Source organism: Bradyrhizobium liaoningense, from assembly GCF_018130955.1.
Classification (GTDB): Bacteria; Pseudomonadota; Alphaproteobacteria; order Rhizobiales; family Xanthobacteraceae; genus Bradyrhizobium; species Bradyrhizobium liaoningense_C.
This window is the reverse complement of sequence record NZ_JAFCJM010000069.1, coordinates 21,793-36,849: the sequence shown is the minus strand read 5'-3', so window position 1 is coordinate 36,849 and position 15,057 is coordinate 21,793. Positions and strand designations below refer to the sequence as shown.

Here is a 15,057-nt window from a genome sequence, read left to right as displayed (position 1 = left end):
AGCGAACCGCCGTATACGGACCCGTACGTACGGTGGTGTGGGAGGGGAGGAGCTGCGAGGCTCCCCCCTATCCCGATTGTGCGGTCGTAGGGTGGGCAAAGGCGCACTTGCGCCGTGCCCGCCACTTCTGTCGAGGTGCGCGAGAAGTTGGTGGGCACGCTTCGCTTTGCCCACCCTACAGCCGCTCACGCCTGGGTGAGCGCCAATTGCGCTCGATCAATCGCGTCCGATATCTCCATCAACATCAATGGAGATGACAGATGAAGATCGACCTTTCCGGAAAGACCGCTCTGATCACGGGCTCGACCGCCGGCATCGGCTACGCGATCGCCAAGGGCCTCGCGGGCTCCGGTGCTGATGTCGTGATCAATGGCCGCGGCCGGGACAAGGTCGATGCTGCCGCGCGCAAGCTCGAAGGGACGGGCGCCAAGGTGCGCGGCATCACCGCCGACGTCTCGACCGCGGCCGGCTGCAAGGCGCTGGTCACCGCGCTTCCTGACGTCGATATCCTGATCAACAATGCCGGCATCTTCGAGCCGAAGAACTTTGTCGACATTCCCGACGAGGACTGGAGCCGTTTCTTCGAGGTCAACGTGATGAGTGGCGTGCGGCTGTCGCGTGCCTATCTGGCCGGCATGCTCAAGCGCAACTGGGGCCGCATCGTCTTCATCTCCTCGGAGTCCGGCCTCAACATTCCCGTCGAGATGATCCATTACGGCATGACCAAGACCGCGCAGCTCTCGGTCGCGCGCGGACTCGCGCAGCTTACCCGCGGCACCGGCGTCACCGTCAATTCCGTGCTGCCGGGACCGACGATGTCAGAAGGCGTCGAGACCTTTGTGAAGGACCTCGCCAAGCAGAACGGACAATCCGTGGACGAGGCGGCCGCCAACTTCGTCAAGCAGCACCGTCCGTCGTCCCTGCTGCAACGCTTTGCGAGCGTGGACGAGATCGCCAATATGGTGGTCTATATCGCGTCCAAGGAAGCCTCTGCCACCAACGGCGCGGCGCTCCGCGCCGAGGGCGGCATCGTCAATACGATTGCATAGGAGCCGATCATGGCGGCCTATGTGATTTCCGAAGTCGAGATGCGCGACCCCACAGGATTCGAGGCCTACCGTACGCTTGCGGCAAGGACGATCGCGCAATATGGCGGCCGCTATCTGGTGAGGGCTGGCGCCGCCGAACTCGCTGAAGGCAACCTTCCGCCGAAGGCCATCGTCATCGTCGAATTCCCGACCATGGCGCGGCTCAAGGAATGGTACCGGTCGGCTGAGTATGCCGAAGCGCTGAAGCTGCGGCAGTCGGCGCTGCAGCGTCGACTGCTTTTCGTCGAAGGTGTGCTGCCGGCGTAAGAGCGTAGGGTGGGCAAAGCGACGCCGTAGCTCGGAGAGCGAAGGCGAAGCGTGCCCACCCCTTTGCGCGCCGCGTGAGAAGCGGTGGGCACGGCGCTTGCGCGCCTTTGCCCACCCTACGATTTCTCGCGAGGAGATTACTCCTCCTTGATCCCCGCCTTCTGCGCGATGTCCTTCATCTCAGCGGTCTCCTTTGTCACCGCGCCGGCCCAGTCGTCAAAGCGCGCAAAGCCCGGCTCGAAACCGACCTTGGTGAAGCGCTCGACGACGGAGGGGCTGTTGATGATCTCCTCGAGCGTCGCCGTGAGCTTGTCGCGAACCGCGGGCGGCAACCCCTTGGGCGCGACCACCGCGCCCCAGGACGAGAAGTCGATGCTGCCATAGCCGAGCTCGGCGAGCGTCGGCATGTCGGGCAGGAAGGGGGTGCGCTTGCCGGAGAACACCGCGAGCACCTTGACCGTGCCGGCCTCGATCTGTGGCTTGACGGCGATCACGGTGTCGACGTGGTACTGGATATGCTTGCCGATGAGATCGTTCATCGCCGGCGCGCTGCCTTTGTAGGGCAGATGCACCATCTTGATGCCGGCGTTCGACTTGAACAGCTCGCCGGCGAAATGCGACACCGTGGCGACGCCGAAGGATGCCAGCGACAGCTTGTCCGGATTGGCCTTTGCTTCAGCGACCAGCGCAGGCACATCCTTGATCGGGTTGTCCTTGGTGGTGACCAGCGCCAGCGTGATCTTGCCGACCTGGCCGAGCGGCTCGAAATCCTTGGCCGCGTCGTAAGGCACGCTTTCCTTCACGGCGGCCGGCAGCGTGAAGCTCGAGTTCGAGCTAAAGAACAGGGTGTATCCGTCGGGCGCCGCGCGCGCGACCTCCTTGGCCGCGATCGTCGTGCCGCCGCCGGGGCGGTTCATGATGATGACGGGCTTGCCGAGCCGGGTTTCGAGCTCGCCGCCGATGATGCGGGCCACCACGTCGGAGGCGCCGCCCGGCGGGAACGGGACGATCAGTTGCAGGGATTTTTCCGGATAGGTTCCTTGCGCGCTGGCGAGCGAGTTGGCGGAGATCGAGCCGATCAATGCGAGCGCCACCGTGAGAGCCGTTGTTTTCATCGCGTCATTCATCCGTAGTTGAACAAGAGAAACACGGGGCACGGCGTCGCAACTGTCGTTCCATCGTCGTGCCGCTTTCAATCGAAGGCCAAAAATCCTGGCTTGCCGGCAATCGGCGGCTGGCGGCCGAGCCAGGCGATGTCGGGAAGCGGGCGGGCGGTGTCCGGGTTGCTTGCAAGCACGGCCTCGATCTCGCGCGCCACCGCGAGGGTCGCGAGATCGCCGCCGCGCGGGCCGATCACCTGGATGCCGAACGGCAGGCCGGCGCCGTCGCGGCCCGCGGGGATCGCAACCGTGGGATGCCCGACATTGGTGACGGCATAGGCCATCGCGAGCCAGTGGAAGTAGCTCTTGGTCGGCTGGCCGTCGATCTCGGCCGGATAGAGTTCCGACCACGGCCGCGGACTGATGGTGATCGCGGGCGCGAGGATAAAATCGTGGCTGGCGTAGAAGGTCTGCCAGCGCCGGTAGAGGTCGGTCTGCATCGAGAGTGCACGCGCGACGTCGGCAGCGGAATAGCCGAGCCCCTCGGTGACGTTGTCGCGAATGTTGGGCCCGACCTTGTCCGGAAACTTTTCGGCGAGCTCGCGGTGACGGCCGAGGAAGGCGACGGCGCGCAAGATGCTGAACACCTCGTCCGCGCCGGTGCAATCAGGGTGGGTCCATTCGACGCTGCGAAACACCGATTCGAACGAGCCGAGCTTGGCTCTGAAGGTTCCGGCAACCGCCTGCTCGGTCGGCGCGAAGCCGAAATCACAGGTCGCCGCGATGCGCAGGCTCGAGAGATCGGCGCGCGGCGGATTGCGATAGAGCGTTGGCGCCGGTGCGCCACCGGCATGCAGGATCGCCGAGAGCGGATCGCGGGCATCGCGATCCAGCATGCAGGACAGCATGAGGCAGGCATCCGATACGGTCCTTGCCATCGGCCCGAGCTGCGAGATCTGCAACCAGGCCATGTTGCGGCTGTTGCTGGCGATCAGTCCGGGCGACGGCCTGAAGCCGACGACGCCACAGAACGATGCGGGATTCCGCACCGAGCCGCCCGTGTCGGATCCGGTCGCGAGCGGCACCATGCCGGTCGCGAGCGCGACGGCCGATCCACCGGACGAGCCGGCGGCGGATCTATCGGGATCGAAGGGATTGCCGGTCGCGCCATACACGGCGTTGCGCGTATTGCCGCCGGCGCCCCATTCCGGCACGTTGGTCTTGCCGATGACGATTGCGCCCTCGCGCCTGAGCATCGCGACGATGGCTTCATCCTGTTTCGCAACGTTATCGGCAAACAGCACGCTGCCAAAACTGGTCGGTAACCCCTCCGCGTCGATGAGGTCCTTGACGCCGAGCGGCAGCCCATGCACGGCGCCAAGCCTGTCGCCGCGCATCACCATGGCCTCGTGCTCGCGTGCTGTCTTACATGCGGTCTCGAACGAGCGCGCAACGACGGCGTTGACCGCGGGGTCGATCGCCTCGATGCGACGGATGCAACTGTCCGTCAGCTCGACGGGCGAGAGCTTGCGTTGGCCGATCAGTGCGCGTGCCGCGACCGCGGACAGGTCGCATGGTTCGGTCATGATGTGTCTGCTTGTTTTTCAGCCCGGGCGGGCTCAACCGGCCCTCATTGCCGGGGCCACAGACTCATGATGCCGCAATCGGCTTCGCATGCCAAGCGTCAGTCCTCCAGCCATCCGATGTGGGGACTTTCAAGCCTTACCACAGGTTGCTATGTTGCCCTGCTACCTCAAGGGGAGAATGATGCTTAAGCCGCGATACCGGATCCTGTGTTTCTTTGTGGCGTTATCGGTTTTGTTGCCTTTTTCGACTGTACGCGCCGATCAGCCGTTTCAACGTCTCCTGCCGTTCTTGATTGATCTGGCGGGATGGCAGGGCGAGAAGCCGGACGGCATGTCGATGCAAATGTCCGACACCAACATGACGACGGCAACCCGTGACTACGAGCGCGGCGAGGCGAAGGCTCATGCTTCCATCATCATCGGCCCGGCCGCCGCGGGCGCGCTGGCGCCGATTCAAAGCGGGATGAATATGCAGACGTCGGAAGGGCGCATGGTGACATCCACCGTGCGCGGCATGAATGTCTTGAAAGCCTACAACAGCAAGGACAAGTCCGGCACGCTGGTCGTAGCGCTCGACAAGAACGCGATGTTCAGCCTCGCCTATGAAGGCGTGGCTGAAGAAGAGGCCTTGGCGCTAGCTGACAAGTTCGACTGGAAAGCGATGCAGGCGGCGACTCAGACGAAATAACGACACGCGCCGGCGCTGGAGACCGTAGCAAAAGCCGTAGGGTGGGTTAGCACCGCGGCTGCGCGAAGCGCAGTCCGCTGGCGTAACCCACCTACGAAGCAAGGCGCCTACCAGCCCTCCAGCACGATCTTGCCGCGCGACTTGCCGCTCTCGAGCAGCGCATGCGCGCGCTTGAGATTGGCGGCATTGATGGTGCCAAGGGTCTGGTCGAGCGTGGTGCGCAGCACGCCCTTGTCGATGAGGTCGGCGACGTCGTCGAGCAGGTGATGCTGCGCGATCATGTCCGGCGTCTGGAACGAGGAGCGCGTGAACATCGATTCCCAGTGCACCGAGATCGCCTTGCCCTTGAAGACGCTCATGGTGAACTCGGGGGGATCGTCGATCAGGCCGAACCTTCCCTGCGGCGCCATGAACTCCGCGATCGCCTTGTAGTGCTGGTCGGTGAAGGTGAGGCTCGCCACCAGCGCGACCGGCGGCAGCTTCAACGCTTCGACCTGCTCCTTCATCGGCCTGCCGTGGTCGATCACCGCATGCGCGCCGAGATCGAGGCACCATTTTTGCGACTCCGGCCGCGTTGCGGTCGCGAGCACTGTGAGGCCGGTGAGGCGGCGCGCGAGCTGGATCAGGATCGAGCCGACGCCACCGGCGCCACCTGTGATCAGCAGCGTGCGCGGATCGTTGCTCTTGCCGGGGACAGCGCCGAGCCGGTCGAACAGCAACTCCCATGCGGTGATGGAGGTGAGGGGGAGGGCGGCTGCCTGCGCGAACGACAATGTCTTCGGCTTGCGGCCGACGATGCGCTCGTCGACCAGGTGGAATTCCGCGTTGGTGCCCTGGCGCAAAATCGAGCCCGCGTAAAACACCTCGTCGCCCGGCTTGAACAGCGTCACCTCGGGGCCGACCGCGTCGACGACGCCGGCGGCGTCAAAACCCAGAATCTTGAACTCGCCCTCGGGCGGGGCGGCGCGCTTGCGCACCTTGTAGTCCACGGGATTGGCCGAGATCGCCTTCACGGCGACGCGGATGTCGCGTCCCTTTGCGTCCGGTTTTGCGGTCTCGAAATCGATCAGCGACTCCGCGTCCTCGATCGGGAGCGATTTTTTGTAGCCGACGGCCTTCATGGCGTTGCCTCCATCACCTCTGTGATTGTGTGCCTCTAACTGTCGGGGTAGCCCCAGTTTTGCAAGTACTGTAAATTCGGGGATATAGTCCCTGTTTGGATACTATTGGAAAATCCCGCATGAAACGACGAGACTTTGCCCGGCGCCCCGGCTGCGCGGTCGAGGCGACGCTGGACCTGATCGACGGTAAATGGAAGGGCGTGATCCTCTACCACCTGCAAGGCGGCACAAGGCGTTTTGGCGAGCTGCGCCGCCTGATGCCCGGCATTACCCAGCGCATGCTGACAAAACAGCTCCGCGCGCTCGAGGAGGACCGGCTAATCATCCGCAAGGTCTATGCCGAGGTGCCGCCGCGGGTGGACTATTGCCTCTCCGAGGTTGGCGAGAGCCTGCGGCCGGTGATCGACATTCTGAAGGCCTGGGGCGAAAGTCACCACGAGCGGCTGTCCTGCGGGCCGGCGCCGGAGGAGCCTGTGAGCGTCAAGAAACCGAAGCGCGCCGCCTAACACCCGGGAGCGGCAACGCCGCTCCCGGGCCGTTGTTGCATCACCACGCGACCTGCGTGCGCATCGCAAAGGCATCGAACTTCGAGCCGACATTCGCGACCGAGACCGCGCTTGCCTGCCGCGAGACCTCTCCGTGCAGATAGTCGAACATGAAGCGGACGTTGCCGTTGATGTACCAGTTGAGCGCCGCCGTGTAGACGGTCTGCCGTCCGCCGGCGATGCCGGTTGGGGTCCCCAGCTGATCGTTGAGATTGATCTGCGAGACCCGTCCGGCGATTTCCCAGGCGCCCCAGCCGCCGCCGGAAACCGAGAACGGATGCGCCGGCTTGATGCCGCCATAGGCTGCGGTTGCGGGATTGTAGGCGCGGTTCTCGCCGGTCAGTGCGTAGGCGATTTCGGCGTAACCGCCCTGGAACTTCAGGCTCGGTGCGCCGATCGGTGCGAGGCCGGTCGCTGCATTGCGATCGACATTGTACCAGTAGTATTCGCCCTGTGCGAACAGGGGTCCGTAGGTGCCGGCCGCCTCGACGCTGTAGATCTGTGCGCCCGAAACGTTGGCGATCGCGCCCGTCGATATCAGCGTCGTCGGGTCGATGCGCAACTCCGGACGATCGCTGAACGTCAGCGTCTGCGCGCCCGTCACCAGATTATGCGGCGTCCTGAGCAGCCATTGGGCGTTGCCGCCGAGATGCAACGAATAGTCCTTGCCGCTGATGAGCTGGCCCGCGGCTCGCGCAGCTGCGCCAAGTTGCTCGGTCATGCCATTGGGGCTGATGCTCGAGGCTGAGTGGATGGCACCGGTCGTCGGGCCGGTTACATAGGCACCGATCCAGAAGCTGTCGTTGAACCAGCGCGTGCCGAAGGTCGAACGGAAGTCCCCCGCCGCCATGTTGACCGCAATCACGTTGGCGGATGAGCGCTCCATGAACGGAATGTCGTTCGAGCTCATGGCTTCGTCGATCGTGATGGGCAGGTCCATGATGCCGCCCTCGATCGCCATCTTGCCGCCGAACGGCTTGAAGCCGATGTAGCTCAGATAGGCGTTCTCGACACCCGAGACCGCGCCGCCGGGCAGGAAGCTGACCGGGGCGGCGCCGGCCGCGGCCGTGCCGCCAAAGCCGTCCGAGGTACCGCCGAAATCGTAGATCAGGCCGAAATTCCAGTCGGAGAGGAATTTGCCGGTGATGCCGATGCGGGCGCGGCGCAGATTGGTGCCGTCGTCGAGCCGCTGCGGCACGGTCGCCGGCGTGTTGGGATGATAGTCGTAGCCGCCGCCGTCGAAATGGATGCGGCCGGTGAAGGCGACGCAGTTTTGTTCGTCCGCGGTGCAGATGGTCGGGCGGTTGTTCGGCATCGTCACCACGACGCCGGCAGGAGCGACAGGACCCTTGACCGGAATGGCGGCGTTGGCATTGGCGACTGCCACCCGCGCTTCCGCCTTTGCCTCTGCCCTCGCTTCGGCCTTGGCTTCCACCTTCGCCTTCGCCGTGGCCGCCGTGTTGGCCGCGGTCTGCTTCTGAAGACTGTCGAGCTTCTGCTCGAGTAGTTTCAGTTGCTGCTTGAGCAGCGCGATTTCCTCGCTGCTGTTGGTGGACTCTGCGTGGACCTGTGTCGCAATCAACGCGCCGGCCAACCCCAGCGCCGCGGTTGTGAAGAGTTTCCTGCTCACGTTACTGCTCCCCTGTTTGATCGACTTTCCCACCCGAAGATTCGTAGGTCTGATCGGTGACTGCCCGGCGACGATACGCGCGAAAGTCGAGGTTCCCGCTGATGCAAATTCGCCGCAACCGAATCCGACTGGATCAGCATGCAAGATGATGCTCGTCATGCCAATACGCAGCGCGCCGGATGGCCGGAATTCGCGCATGGCTTGCATCTTTCGGCGCCGGGAGGGACCAAATATTGCGGGCAAACTGCCCTTCAATTGGGGGGCGAACGCGCCTATATTCCGGCGTCTTTTCCGAGAGGTAGGAATGTTTCGACCAATACGCGCAGCCGTTTTCACCGCAATGTCCGTTGCCCTTCTGGGGAGCCTCGATCCGGCCCTGGCGCAGGATCGCCGGGTCCCGTCATCGCCTGCGGAACTGCGGCTGTCCTATGCGCCGATCGTGCAGCGCGTGCAGCCGGCGGTGGTCAATGTCTATGCGGCCAAGGTGGTCCAGAATCGCAATCCGCTGATGGACGATCCGATCTTCCGCCGCTTTTTCGGCGTGCCGGGCCAGCAGCCCGAGCAGATGCAGCGCTCGCTCGGCTCCGGCGTCATCGTCGACGCCTCCGGCCTCGTCGTCACCAACGTCCACGTCATCGAAGGTGCGGACCAGGTCAAGGTGTCGCTGTCGGACAAGCGCGAATTCGAGGCCGAGATCCTGCTCAAGGATTCCCGCACCGATCTCGCCGTGCTGCGCATGAAGGATGCGAAGGAGAAGTTTCCGACGCTCGATCTGACCAACTCGGATGAGCTGATGGTCGGCGACGTCGTGCTCGCGATCGGCAACCCCTTTGGCGTCGGCCAGACCGTGACGCAGGGCATCATCTCGGCGCTGGCGCGCACGCAGGTCGGCATCACCGACTACCAGTTCTTCATCCAGACCGATGCTGCGATCAACCCCGGCAATTCCGGCGGCGCGCTGGTGGACATGCAGGGCAAGCTTGCCGGCATCAACACCGCGATCTATTCCCGCTCCGGCGGCTCGCAGGGCATCGGCTTTGCCATTCCCTCCAACATGGTGCGCGTCGTCATTGCCTCCGCCAAGAGCGGCGGCAAGGCGGTGAAGCGGCCGTGGCTCGGAGCGCGGCTCCAGACGGTGACGCCCGACATCGCGGAGAGCCTCGGCCTGCGCTCGCCGACCGGCGCGCTGGTCGCAAGCATCGTGCCGAACGGGCCTGCGGCGAAGGCCGGTTTGAAATCCTCCGACCTGATCGTCGCGATCGACGGGCAGGCGATCGACGATCTCAACGCCTTCGACTACCGCCTCGCCACCCGCCCGCTCGGCGGTACTGCGCAACTCGACGTGCAGCGCGCCGGCAAGCCGGTCAAGCTCACGGTGCAGCTCGAGACGGCTCCTGACACCGGCCGCAACGAGCTCGTCATCACCTCGCGCTCGCCGTTCCAGGGCGCAAAGATCTCCACCATCACGCCGGCGGTCGCCGACGAGCTGCATCTGGACGCCGACACCGAAGGCGTCGTCGTGACCGAAATCGGCGACGGCACGGCGGCTGCCAGCGTCGGCTTCCAGAAGGGCGACATCATCCTTGCGGTCAACAACCAGAAGATCGCCAGGACGAGCGACCTCGAGAAGGCGGCAAAAGATCAGCCGCGGCTCTGGCGCATCACGGTGGTGCGTGGCGGCCAGCAGATCAACGTCACGCTGGGCGGATGAGTCCGAAGCGACCGCACGACGCGCCAAGCCTGTTCGCGGCCGCGGGGCTCGAGCACGAGGCCCCGCATCCGCTGCCGGACCGCTTGCGTCCGCGTACGCTGTCGGAGGTCGTCGGGCAGGACCACATCCTCGGGCCCGACGGCGCGCTCACGCGCATGCTGGAGACGCGCACGCTCGGCTCGCTGGTGTTTTGGGGGCCGCCCGGCACCGGCAAGACCACGGTGGCGCGGCTCCTAGCCGACGCCACCGATCTGCATTTCGAGCAGATCTCGGCGGTGTTTTCCGGCGTCGCCGACCTGAAGAAGGCGTTTGACGCCGCACGCGCCCGCCGCGAGATGGGGCAGGGCACCCTGCTGTTCGTCGACGAGGTGCACAGATTCAATCGCGCGCAGCAGGATTCCTTCCTGCCCGTGATGGAAGACGGCACGGTGGTGATGGTCGGCGCCACCACCGAAAATCCCTCCTTCGAGCTCAACGCGGCGTTGCTGTCGCGGGCGCGCGTGCTGGTGTTCCACTCGCTCGATGCCGCCGCGATCGAAAAGCTGTTTGCGCATGCCGAGGAGATCGAGGGCCGCAAGCTGCCGCTCGATGCCGAGGCGCGTGCCGTGCTGGCGCGCATGGCCGACGGCGACGGCCGCGCCTCGCTGACACTCGCCGAAGAAGTCTGGCGCGCCGCGCGCAAGGGCGAGATTTTCAACGCCGCGCAGTTGCAGGATATCTTGCAGCGCCGCGCGCCGATCTACGACAAGTCGGCCGATGGTCACTACAACCTGATCTCCGCACTGCATAAGTCGGTGCGCGGCTCCGATCCCGATGCGGCGCTGTATTATCTCGCGCGCATGCTGGATGCCGGCGAGGACCCGCTGTTCCTGGCCCGTCGCGTCGTGCGCATGGCTGTGGAGGACATCGGGCTCGCCGATCCCCAGGCGCTCGTCATCGCCAACGCCGCCAAGGATGCCTTTGATTTCCTCGGCCATCCCGAAGGCGAGCTCGCGATCGCGCAAGCCGTCGTCTACCTCGCCACCGCGCCGAAATCGAACGCGGTCTACACCGCCTTCGGCGCGGCCATGCAGACCGCCAAGCGGGCCGGCTCGCTGCTGCCGCCAAAACACATCCTCAATGCGCCTACCGGCCTGATGAAGTCGGAAGGCTATGGCGCGTCCTACGAATACGACCACGACGCCCCCGACGCCTTCTCCGGCCAGGACTACTTTCCGGAAGCCCTCGGACGTCAGACTTTTTACGACCCGCCCGAGCGCGGTTTTGAGCGGGAGATCAGGAAGCGGCTGGACTACTGGGCAAAGCTGCGCAAGGAGCGGGGCGGGAGCTAAAGCGCGACGACGATTCAACCTAAAGCCATCGCGCTTTAGGACTGATCATCCTTCGCGCGCCGTCTCAATTCGGCAAACGCGCGACCGGCAAAGCGGCCGAGCTTCGTTGCCGTGGAGTCGAGCTCCCCGGCATGATTGGCGCGGCCAGATTCGAATGCGGCGAACCAGCGGCGGAAGCGGGCAAGTTCATCCGGCGGCAGTCTTGTAACGGCTTCGGCGATTTCTTCGACCTTCATGTCGATAACTATATCACCTTTTGGCTTGAGCGGAGCTGCCGCAGATGGTTCCGGTGCGCGCGGCTATTTCCCCGCCTTCACGAACGCCATGTCATGAGCAGACGGTGGCTGTGAGAGGTCACTCGTGACTAGCGTAGTCACCGCAACAACGAATTTGTACTGATTTCACCGTGACGGACGGTCGCTTTTCGGCTACGCAGGCAGTCATGAGCCGCCGCATCAAGAGAACCAACCAAGAGCCCCGCTCGCGCGATGAACGCCGCGAGGCGCGTCCGTTCAAGGCAAAGAGCCCGCACAAGGCGGGTCCGCGTCCGGGCGGCAAGCCAGGGGCGAAGCCGGGTAGCAAGCCACCGCGCTTTGCCGGCGAGCGTGCCGAGCGGCGCGCGCCGGTCGAAGCGCCGGCAAAACCTGTCGAGGCGCTGCTGCCGACCAAGGTGCAGACCGTCACCGTCACGGCCGACGAGAACAACATGCGCGTCGACCGCTTCCTCGAGGCGCGCTTTCCCGGCCTGTCGTTCTCCCACATCCAGCGCGTCGTCCGCAAAGGCGAGCTGCGCGTCGACGGCAAGCGCGTCGACAGCAAGGACCGGCTGGAGGAGGGGCAGAGCGTGCGCATTCCGCCGCTCAAGCTCGACACGCCGAAGGCCGCCGGTCCGCTGTCGGAGGCCGCGCAAAAGACGTTGGCCGCGCTCAAGGAGATGACGATCTACGAGGACGACGACGTCCTCGTCCTCAACAAGCCGGCCGGCCTTGCCGTGCAGGGCGGCTCGGGCATCACGCGTAACGTCGACCAGATGCTGGAGGTGATGCGCGACGCCAAGGGGCAGAAGCCGCGCCTCGTGCACCGCATCGACAGGGAGACGTCGGGCTGTCTGCTGATCGCGAAGACGCGCTTTGCCGCCTCGCACCTGACCGGCGCGTTCCGCTCGCGGTCGGCGCGAAAGGTCTATTGGGCACTGGTGCCGGGTCTGCCGAAGCCGAGGCAGGGCCGCATCTCCACCTTCCTCGCCAAGGAAGAGAGCGAGGACGACACCATCATGCGCATCGCCCAGCATGGCGATGAGGGCGCGAGCCACGCGGTGACCTACTATGCGGTGGTCGAGACCGCCGGCAGCAAGCTCACCTGGGTGTCGCTGAAGCCGGTGACGGGCCGCACGCACCAGCTCCGCGCGCACATGGCCCATATCGGCCATCCCATCGTCGGCGATCCCAAATACTTCAACATCGAGAACTGGCAACTGCCGGGCGGTCTTCAGAACCGGCTGCATCTTCTGGCGCGCCGCATCGTGATCCCGCATCCGCGCGGCGGCGTGATCGACGCAAGTGCGCCGTTGCCGCCGCATATGCAGCAGTCGTGGAACCTGCTAGGGTTAGACGCAACGCGATTTGATCCGATCGAGAACGCACCTGAAGAATAGTTAGAGCGTTTTCCAGCGAAGTGGACACCGGTTCGCGTCAAGAAAGCGCGTCAAAACAAGAATCTAGAGTTTTCGTTCCGATTCTATCGGAACGGAAGCTCTGGGTTGTGCGGGGCGATGCGAGGGGCACAACATGTCCTCCATGACGCGGCATACGATTTCGTTCCTCCTCGTGACCGTTGGGTTGCTTGCCGGCGAAGGTGCCTCGGCGCAGTCCACGCTGCCCGGCACGTCGATATTCAATCCGCCGCCGCCTCCACCGCCCCCGCCGCCGAAAATCGAAGTGCCGAAGATTCCGCAGCTCGGCGCCAAGCCGAGCTACAACTACAAGCCCATACCGCGGAACTCCCACGGCGATCGCTTCAACAAATGCCTTGATGCCGCCGCCGCTGCGGGAATGAGCCCCGCCGATCGCGGGACCTATGCGCGGAGCTGCGCGAACCAGTAGCCCCGAGTCGTCCTGGCGAACGCCAGGACCCATACCGCGTGATCTATCAAGAGCGGACTCTGGGAGTACCAAAGCGACTCCCGGTCTTCGCCAAACTGCTGCCTGGGGTTATGGGTCCCGGCGTTCCAGGCCGTAAAAAAACTCAGCGCGCTCGTTTCGACGTAGAATCTGATTCTCTTGCGCGACAGAAGAGAGAACCAAGTAGTCAGTAAAGAGCTTGAAAGCAGGGGCGTGTAGCATCCTGTTCTATCGAGCTCTCCGAATCTTGAGTTTTTGCACAGCCTGGTTCGCCAGGACGACACCGAGTATCTGGCGGGCGACTTCCGCCGCGGTGCTGGCGGGCTCTCGACGTCGGCACGGTCGCGATGATGCCACTATGCACCCGATTTGCCCGACGCGTCAAATGAAATTCGTAAAATCCGTAGACGATCGCGCCGGCCGGCCTCGGCTACTTTGCATGGGGTTGTTTTCGACATTTTCTGTCGGAGGCGCGCGGCGGACCCCGTCGGCCTCTAATTCCTGAACTGCTCCAAAAACATCCGCAGGCTGTCATGCGGGCTCTCGACTTCGGTGATGAGCCAGCCCTCCGGACCGCTGACCAGGATGAAGTTCAGCGTCACGCGTCGGCCATTGTTGTCGAAGGCGGCGGCGACATAGGTCTTGTCGAACTGCCTGCGCGAAACCGAGATCGCGATCGGGCCGAGCCGCCAGGTCGGGCTCTGCACCAGGAAATCGTAGGGCTCTCCTCTCGGGCTGCTCCAAGCCTTGCGCAGGCTGGCGTCGAAGAACTGCCGGGCGGTTGCCGCATCCCGCGGCAGGCCCTTTGAGAGGTCCGGCGAACCCTGGCCGTAATGGGCGTAGACGTTGCGCACCAGCGATTCCGGGGAACGGAAGCCGGCCTCGGCGGTCGTCAGCCAAAGCCCGGCGAACACGGCCAAAATGCCCGCAATTTCCCTCATTCCTGCGGCTCGCTTTATCGGCCGCCGTTCTTACCTTAAAAGTAGGAGCATGATCCGGAAAAGTGTGCAGCGGTTTTCCGAAAGATCATGCTCAAAACAAAGCCGCCTCTTGCCATCAGGGCCGATACGTACGATGCGCGAACTGTTTGACGAAGCCGCGGGCCGATCCCCGCTCGATCCGCAGGAGGCGGTGCGCCAGGCCACCCGCGCGCCCCAACGCAAGCGTTTCTACAAGGAGGCGGGCGTTGCGGAGGCCGATGGCGGCTTTGCCGTCACGCTCGACGGCAAGGCCATCCGCACGCCCTCGGGACGTCAGGTCGTGATCCCGTCGCGTCCGCTTGCCGAGGCGGTCGCCGGGGAATGGGCGGCGCAGCAGGAGACGATCGATCCCATGACAATGCCGTTGACGCGGCTTGCCAACAGCGTGACCGAGGGCGTGGTCGATCGCGTCGAGCTCGTCACCGACGATCTCGCAAAATACTTCCAGTCCGACCTTTTGTTCTATCGCGCCGGGCACCCCGAAGGGCTGGTCGCGCGTGAGGCCGCGCATTGGGACCCCGTTCTATTCTGGGCCGCCGAGACGCTGGGCGCGCATTTCATCCTGTCCGAAGGCATCATGCATGTGACGCAGCCCGAGCAGGCGATTGCGGCCGCGCGCGCGGCATTGCCGGGGGATGCCTGGTCGATCGCGGCGCTGCATGTGATCACGACGCTCACCGGATCGGCCTTGCTCGCCCTGGCGCTGGCGCACGGGGCGCGCGACGCCGGCCAGGTGTGGGCCGCCGCTCATGTCGATGAGGACTGGAACGCCGAAAAATGGGGCGTGGACGAGGAGGCGGCCGCCCGCCGCGCTATCAGGCAGACGGATTTTGACGCCGCCGTCCGGGTGCTTCAGGCGGTGGGCCCGCAAGGTCCTTAACAAGACGTTT

Annotated in this window: 15 protein-coding genes; 9 read left to right on the top strand and 6 right to left on the bottom strand. The window is 64.5% G+C overall.

The features are described 5' to 3' along the window. Window positions 1–260: 260 nt before the first annotated feature. Both JQ632_RS33490 and JQ632_RS33485 read left to right on the top strand, forming a co-directional pair. Window positions 261–1,049, top strand: a complete 789-nt coding sequence (locus tag JQ632_RS33490) for an SDR family NAD(P)-dependent oxidoreductase (RefSeq protein ID WP_212406928.1) — start codon at window positions 261–263, stop codon at window positions 1,047–1,049. 9 nt (window positions 1,050–1,058) lie between these two features. Further along, entirely contained in the window at window positions 1,059–1,355 is a 297-nt protein-coding gene (locus tag JQ632_RS33485) for a DUF1330 domain-containing protein (RefSeq protein WP_212406927.1), read from the top strand. Window positions 1,356–1,492: 137 nt separating this feature from the next. Here the strand turns inward: JQ632_RS33485 and JQ632_RS33480 are convergent, their stop codons facing one another. Both JQ632_RS33480 and JQ632_RS33475 read right to left on the bottom strand, forming a co-directional pair. Beyond that, window positions 1,493–2,470: a tripartite tricarboxylate transporter substrate binding protein gene (locus JQ632_RS33480; RefSeq protein ID WP_212406925.1), complete on the bottom strand. Its 978-nt coding sequence runs from the start codon at window positions 2,468–2,470 to the stop codon at window positions 1,493–1,495. Between the two features lie 77 nt (window positions 2,471–2,547). Further along, the gene (locus JQ632_RS33475) at window positions 2,548–4,041 is read right to left on the bottom strand and encodes an amidase (RefSeq protein WP_212406923.1); all 1,494 of its coding nucleotides are present in this window, start codon (window positions 4,039–4,041) and stop codon (window positions 2,548–2,550) included. 178 nt (window positions 4,042–4,219) lie between these two features. On the opposite strand from JQ632_RS33475, the gene JQ632_RS33470 reads away from it, so the two are divergent. Beyond that, window positions 4,220–4,729, top strand: coding sequence for a hypothetical protein (locus tag JQ632_RS33470; RefSeq protein WP_249152721.1), 510 nt, complete (start codon window positions 4,220–4,222; stop codon window positions 4,727–4,729). 107 nt (window positions 4,730–4,836) lie between these two features. Here JQ632_RS33470 and JQ632_RS33465 read toward each other — a convergent pair whose 3' ends face one another. After that, the gene (locus JQ632_RS33465; protein ID WP_212406922.1) at window positions 4,837–5,850 is read right to left on the bottom strand and encodes a zinc-binding alcohol dehydrogenase family protein; all 1,014 of its coding nucleotides are present in this window, start codon (window positions 5,848–5,850) and stop codon (window positions 4,837–4,839) included. A 119-nt stretch (window positions 5,851–5,969) separates the two neighbouring features. On the opposite strand from JQ632_RS33465, the gene JQ632_RS33460 reads away from it, so the two are divergent. Then, window positions 5,970–6,356, top strand: a complete 387-nt coding sequence (locus JQ632_RS33460) for a helix-turn-helix domain-containing protein (protein ID WP_212406920.1) — start codon at window positions 5,970–5,972, stop codon at window positions 6,354–6,356. 40 nt (window positions 6,357–6,396) lie between these two features. Here JQ632_RS33460 and JQ632_RS33455 read toward each other — a convergent pair whose 3' ends face one another. Continuing rightward, entirely contained in the window at window positions 6,397–8,025 is a 1,629-nt protein-coding gene (locus JQ632_RS33455; protein ID WP_312015689.1) for an OprO/OprP family phosphate-selective porin, read from the bottom strand. Window positions 8,026–8,329: 304 nt separating this feature from the next. On the opposite strand from JQ632_RS33455, the gene JQ632_RS33450 reads away from it, so the two are divergent. Further along, window positions 8,330–9,736, top strand: coding sequence for a DegQ family serine endoprotease (locus JQ632_RS33450; RefSeq protein ID WP_212406919.1), 1,407 nt, complete (start codon window positions 8,330–8,332; stop codon window positions 9,734–9,736). Continuing rightward, window positions 9,733–11,067 (top strand): replication-associated recombination protein A, encoded by a 1,335-nt coding sequence (locus JQ632_RS33445; protein ID WP_212406918.1) that lies wholly within the window; start codon window positions 9,733–9,735, stop codon window positions 11,065–11,067. The genes JQ632_RS33450 and JQ632_RS33445 overlap by 4 nt, the downstream gene beginning before the upstream one ends. A gap of 35 nt (window positions 11,068–11,102) precedes the next feature. Here the strand turns inward: JQ632_RS33445 and JQ632_RS33440 are convergent, their stop codons facing one another. Then, on the bottom strand, window positions 11,103–11,303 hold the full coding sequence (locus JQ632_RS33440; protein WP_212406917.1) for a hypothetical protein: 201 nt from the start codon (window positions 11,301–11,303) through the stop codon (window positions 11,103–11,105). A gap of 206 nt (window positions 11,304–11,509) precedes the next feature. Between JQ632_RS33440 and JQ632_RS33435 the strand changes: the two genes are divergently transcribed. Together JQ632_RS33435 and JQ632_RS33430 are read left to right on the top strand one after the other, a co-directional pair. After that, a complete protein-coding gene (locus JQ632_RS33435; RefSeq protein WP_212406916.1) occupies window positions 11,510–12,721 on the top strand; it encodes an RluA family pseudouridine synthase in 1,212 nt (403 codons plus the stop codon). 133 nt (window positions 12,722–12,854) lie between these two features. Beyond that, a complete protein-coding gene (locus JQ632_RS33430) occupies window positions 12,855–13,169 on the top strand; it encodes a hypothetical protein (protein ID WP_249152719.1) in 315 nt (104 codons plus the stop codon). 512 nt (window positions 13,170–13,681) lie between these two features. Here the strand turns inward: JQ632_RS33430 and JQ632_RS33425 are convergent. Continuing rightward, window positions 13,682–14,128, bottom strand: coding sequence for a hypothetical protein (locus tag JQ632_RS33425; protein WP_212406915.1), 447 nt, complete (start codon window positions 14,126–14,128; stop codon window positions 13,682–13,684). 133 nt (window positions 14,129–14,261) lie between these two features. Between JQ632_RS33425 and JQ632_RS33420 the strand changes: the two genes are divergently transcribed. Next, a complete protein-coding gene (locus JQ632_RS33420; RefSeq protein WP_212406914.1) occupies window positions 14,262–15,047 on the top strand; it encodes an ATP12 family chaperone protein in 786 nt (261 codons plus the stop codon). The last annotated feature ends 10 nt before the right edge of the window (window positions 15,048–15,057 follow it).

Bases quoted from the DNA above. Each gene is read 5' to 3' on its own strand.
- JQ632_RS33430 (WP_249152719.1), top strand. From the start codon at position 12,855: ATGTCCTCCATGACGCGGCATACGATTTCGTTCCTCCTCGTGACCGTT.
- JQ632_RS33475 (WP_212406923.1), bottom strand. From the start codon at position 4,041: ATGACCGAACCATGCGACCTGTCCGCGGTCGCGGCACGCGCACTGATC.
- JQ632_RS33470 (WP_249152721.1), top strand. From the start codon at position 4,220: ATGATGCTTAAGCCGCGATACCGGATCCTGTGTTTCTTTGTGGCGTTA.
- JQ632_RS33445 (WP_212406918.1), top strand. From the start codon at position 9,733: ATGAGTCCGAAGCGACCGCACGACGCGCCAAGCCTGTTCGCGGCCGCG.
- JQ632_RS33460 (WP_212406920.1), top strand. From the start codon at position 5,970: ATGAAACGACGAGACTTTGCCCGGCGCCCCGGCTGCGCGGTCGAGGCG.
- JQ632_RS33490 (WP_212406928.1), top strand. From the start codon at position 261: ATGAAGATCGACCTTTCCGGAAAGACCGCTCTGATCACGGGCTCGACC.
- JQ632_RS33480 (WP_212406925.1), bottom strand. From the start codon at position 2,470: ATGAAAACAACGGCTCTCACGGTGGCGCTCGCATTGATCGGCTCGATC.
- JQ632_RS33465 (WP_212406922.1), bottom strand. From the start codon at position 5,850: ATGAAGGCCGTCGGCTACAAAAAATCGCTCCCGATCGAGGACGCGGAG.
- JQ632_RS33435 (WP_212406916.1), top strand. From the start codon at position 11,510: ATGAGCCGCCGCATCAAGAGAACCAACCAAGAGCCCCGCTCGCGCGAT.
- JQ632_RS33420 (WP_212406914.1), top strand. From the start codon at position 14,262: ATGCGCGAACTGTTTGACGAAGCCGCGGGCCGATCCCCGCTCGATCCG.
- JQ632_RS33485 (WP_212406927.1), top strand. From the start codon at position 1,059: ATGGCGGCCTATGTGATTTCCGAAGTCGAGATGCGCGACCCCACAGGA.
- JQ632_RS33440 (WP_212406917.1), bottom strand. From the start codon at position 11,303: ATGAAGGTCGAAGAAATCGCCGAAGCCGTTACAAGACTGCCGCCGGAT.
- JQ632_RS33425 (WP_212406915.1), bottom strand. From the start codon at position 14,128: ATGAGGGAAATTGCGGGCATTTTGGCCGTGTTCGCCGGGCTTTGGCTG.
- JQ632_RS33450 (WP_212406919.1), top strand. From the start codon at position 8,330: ATGTTTCGACCAATACGCGCAGCCGTTTTCACCGCAATGTCCGTTGCC.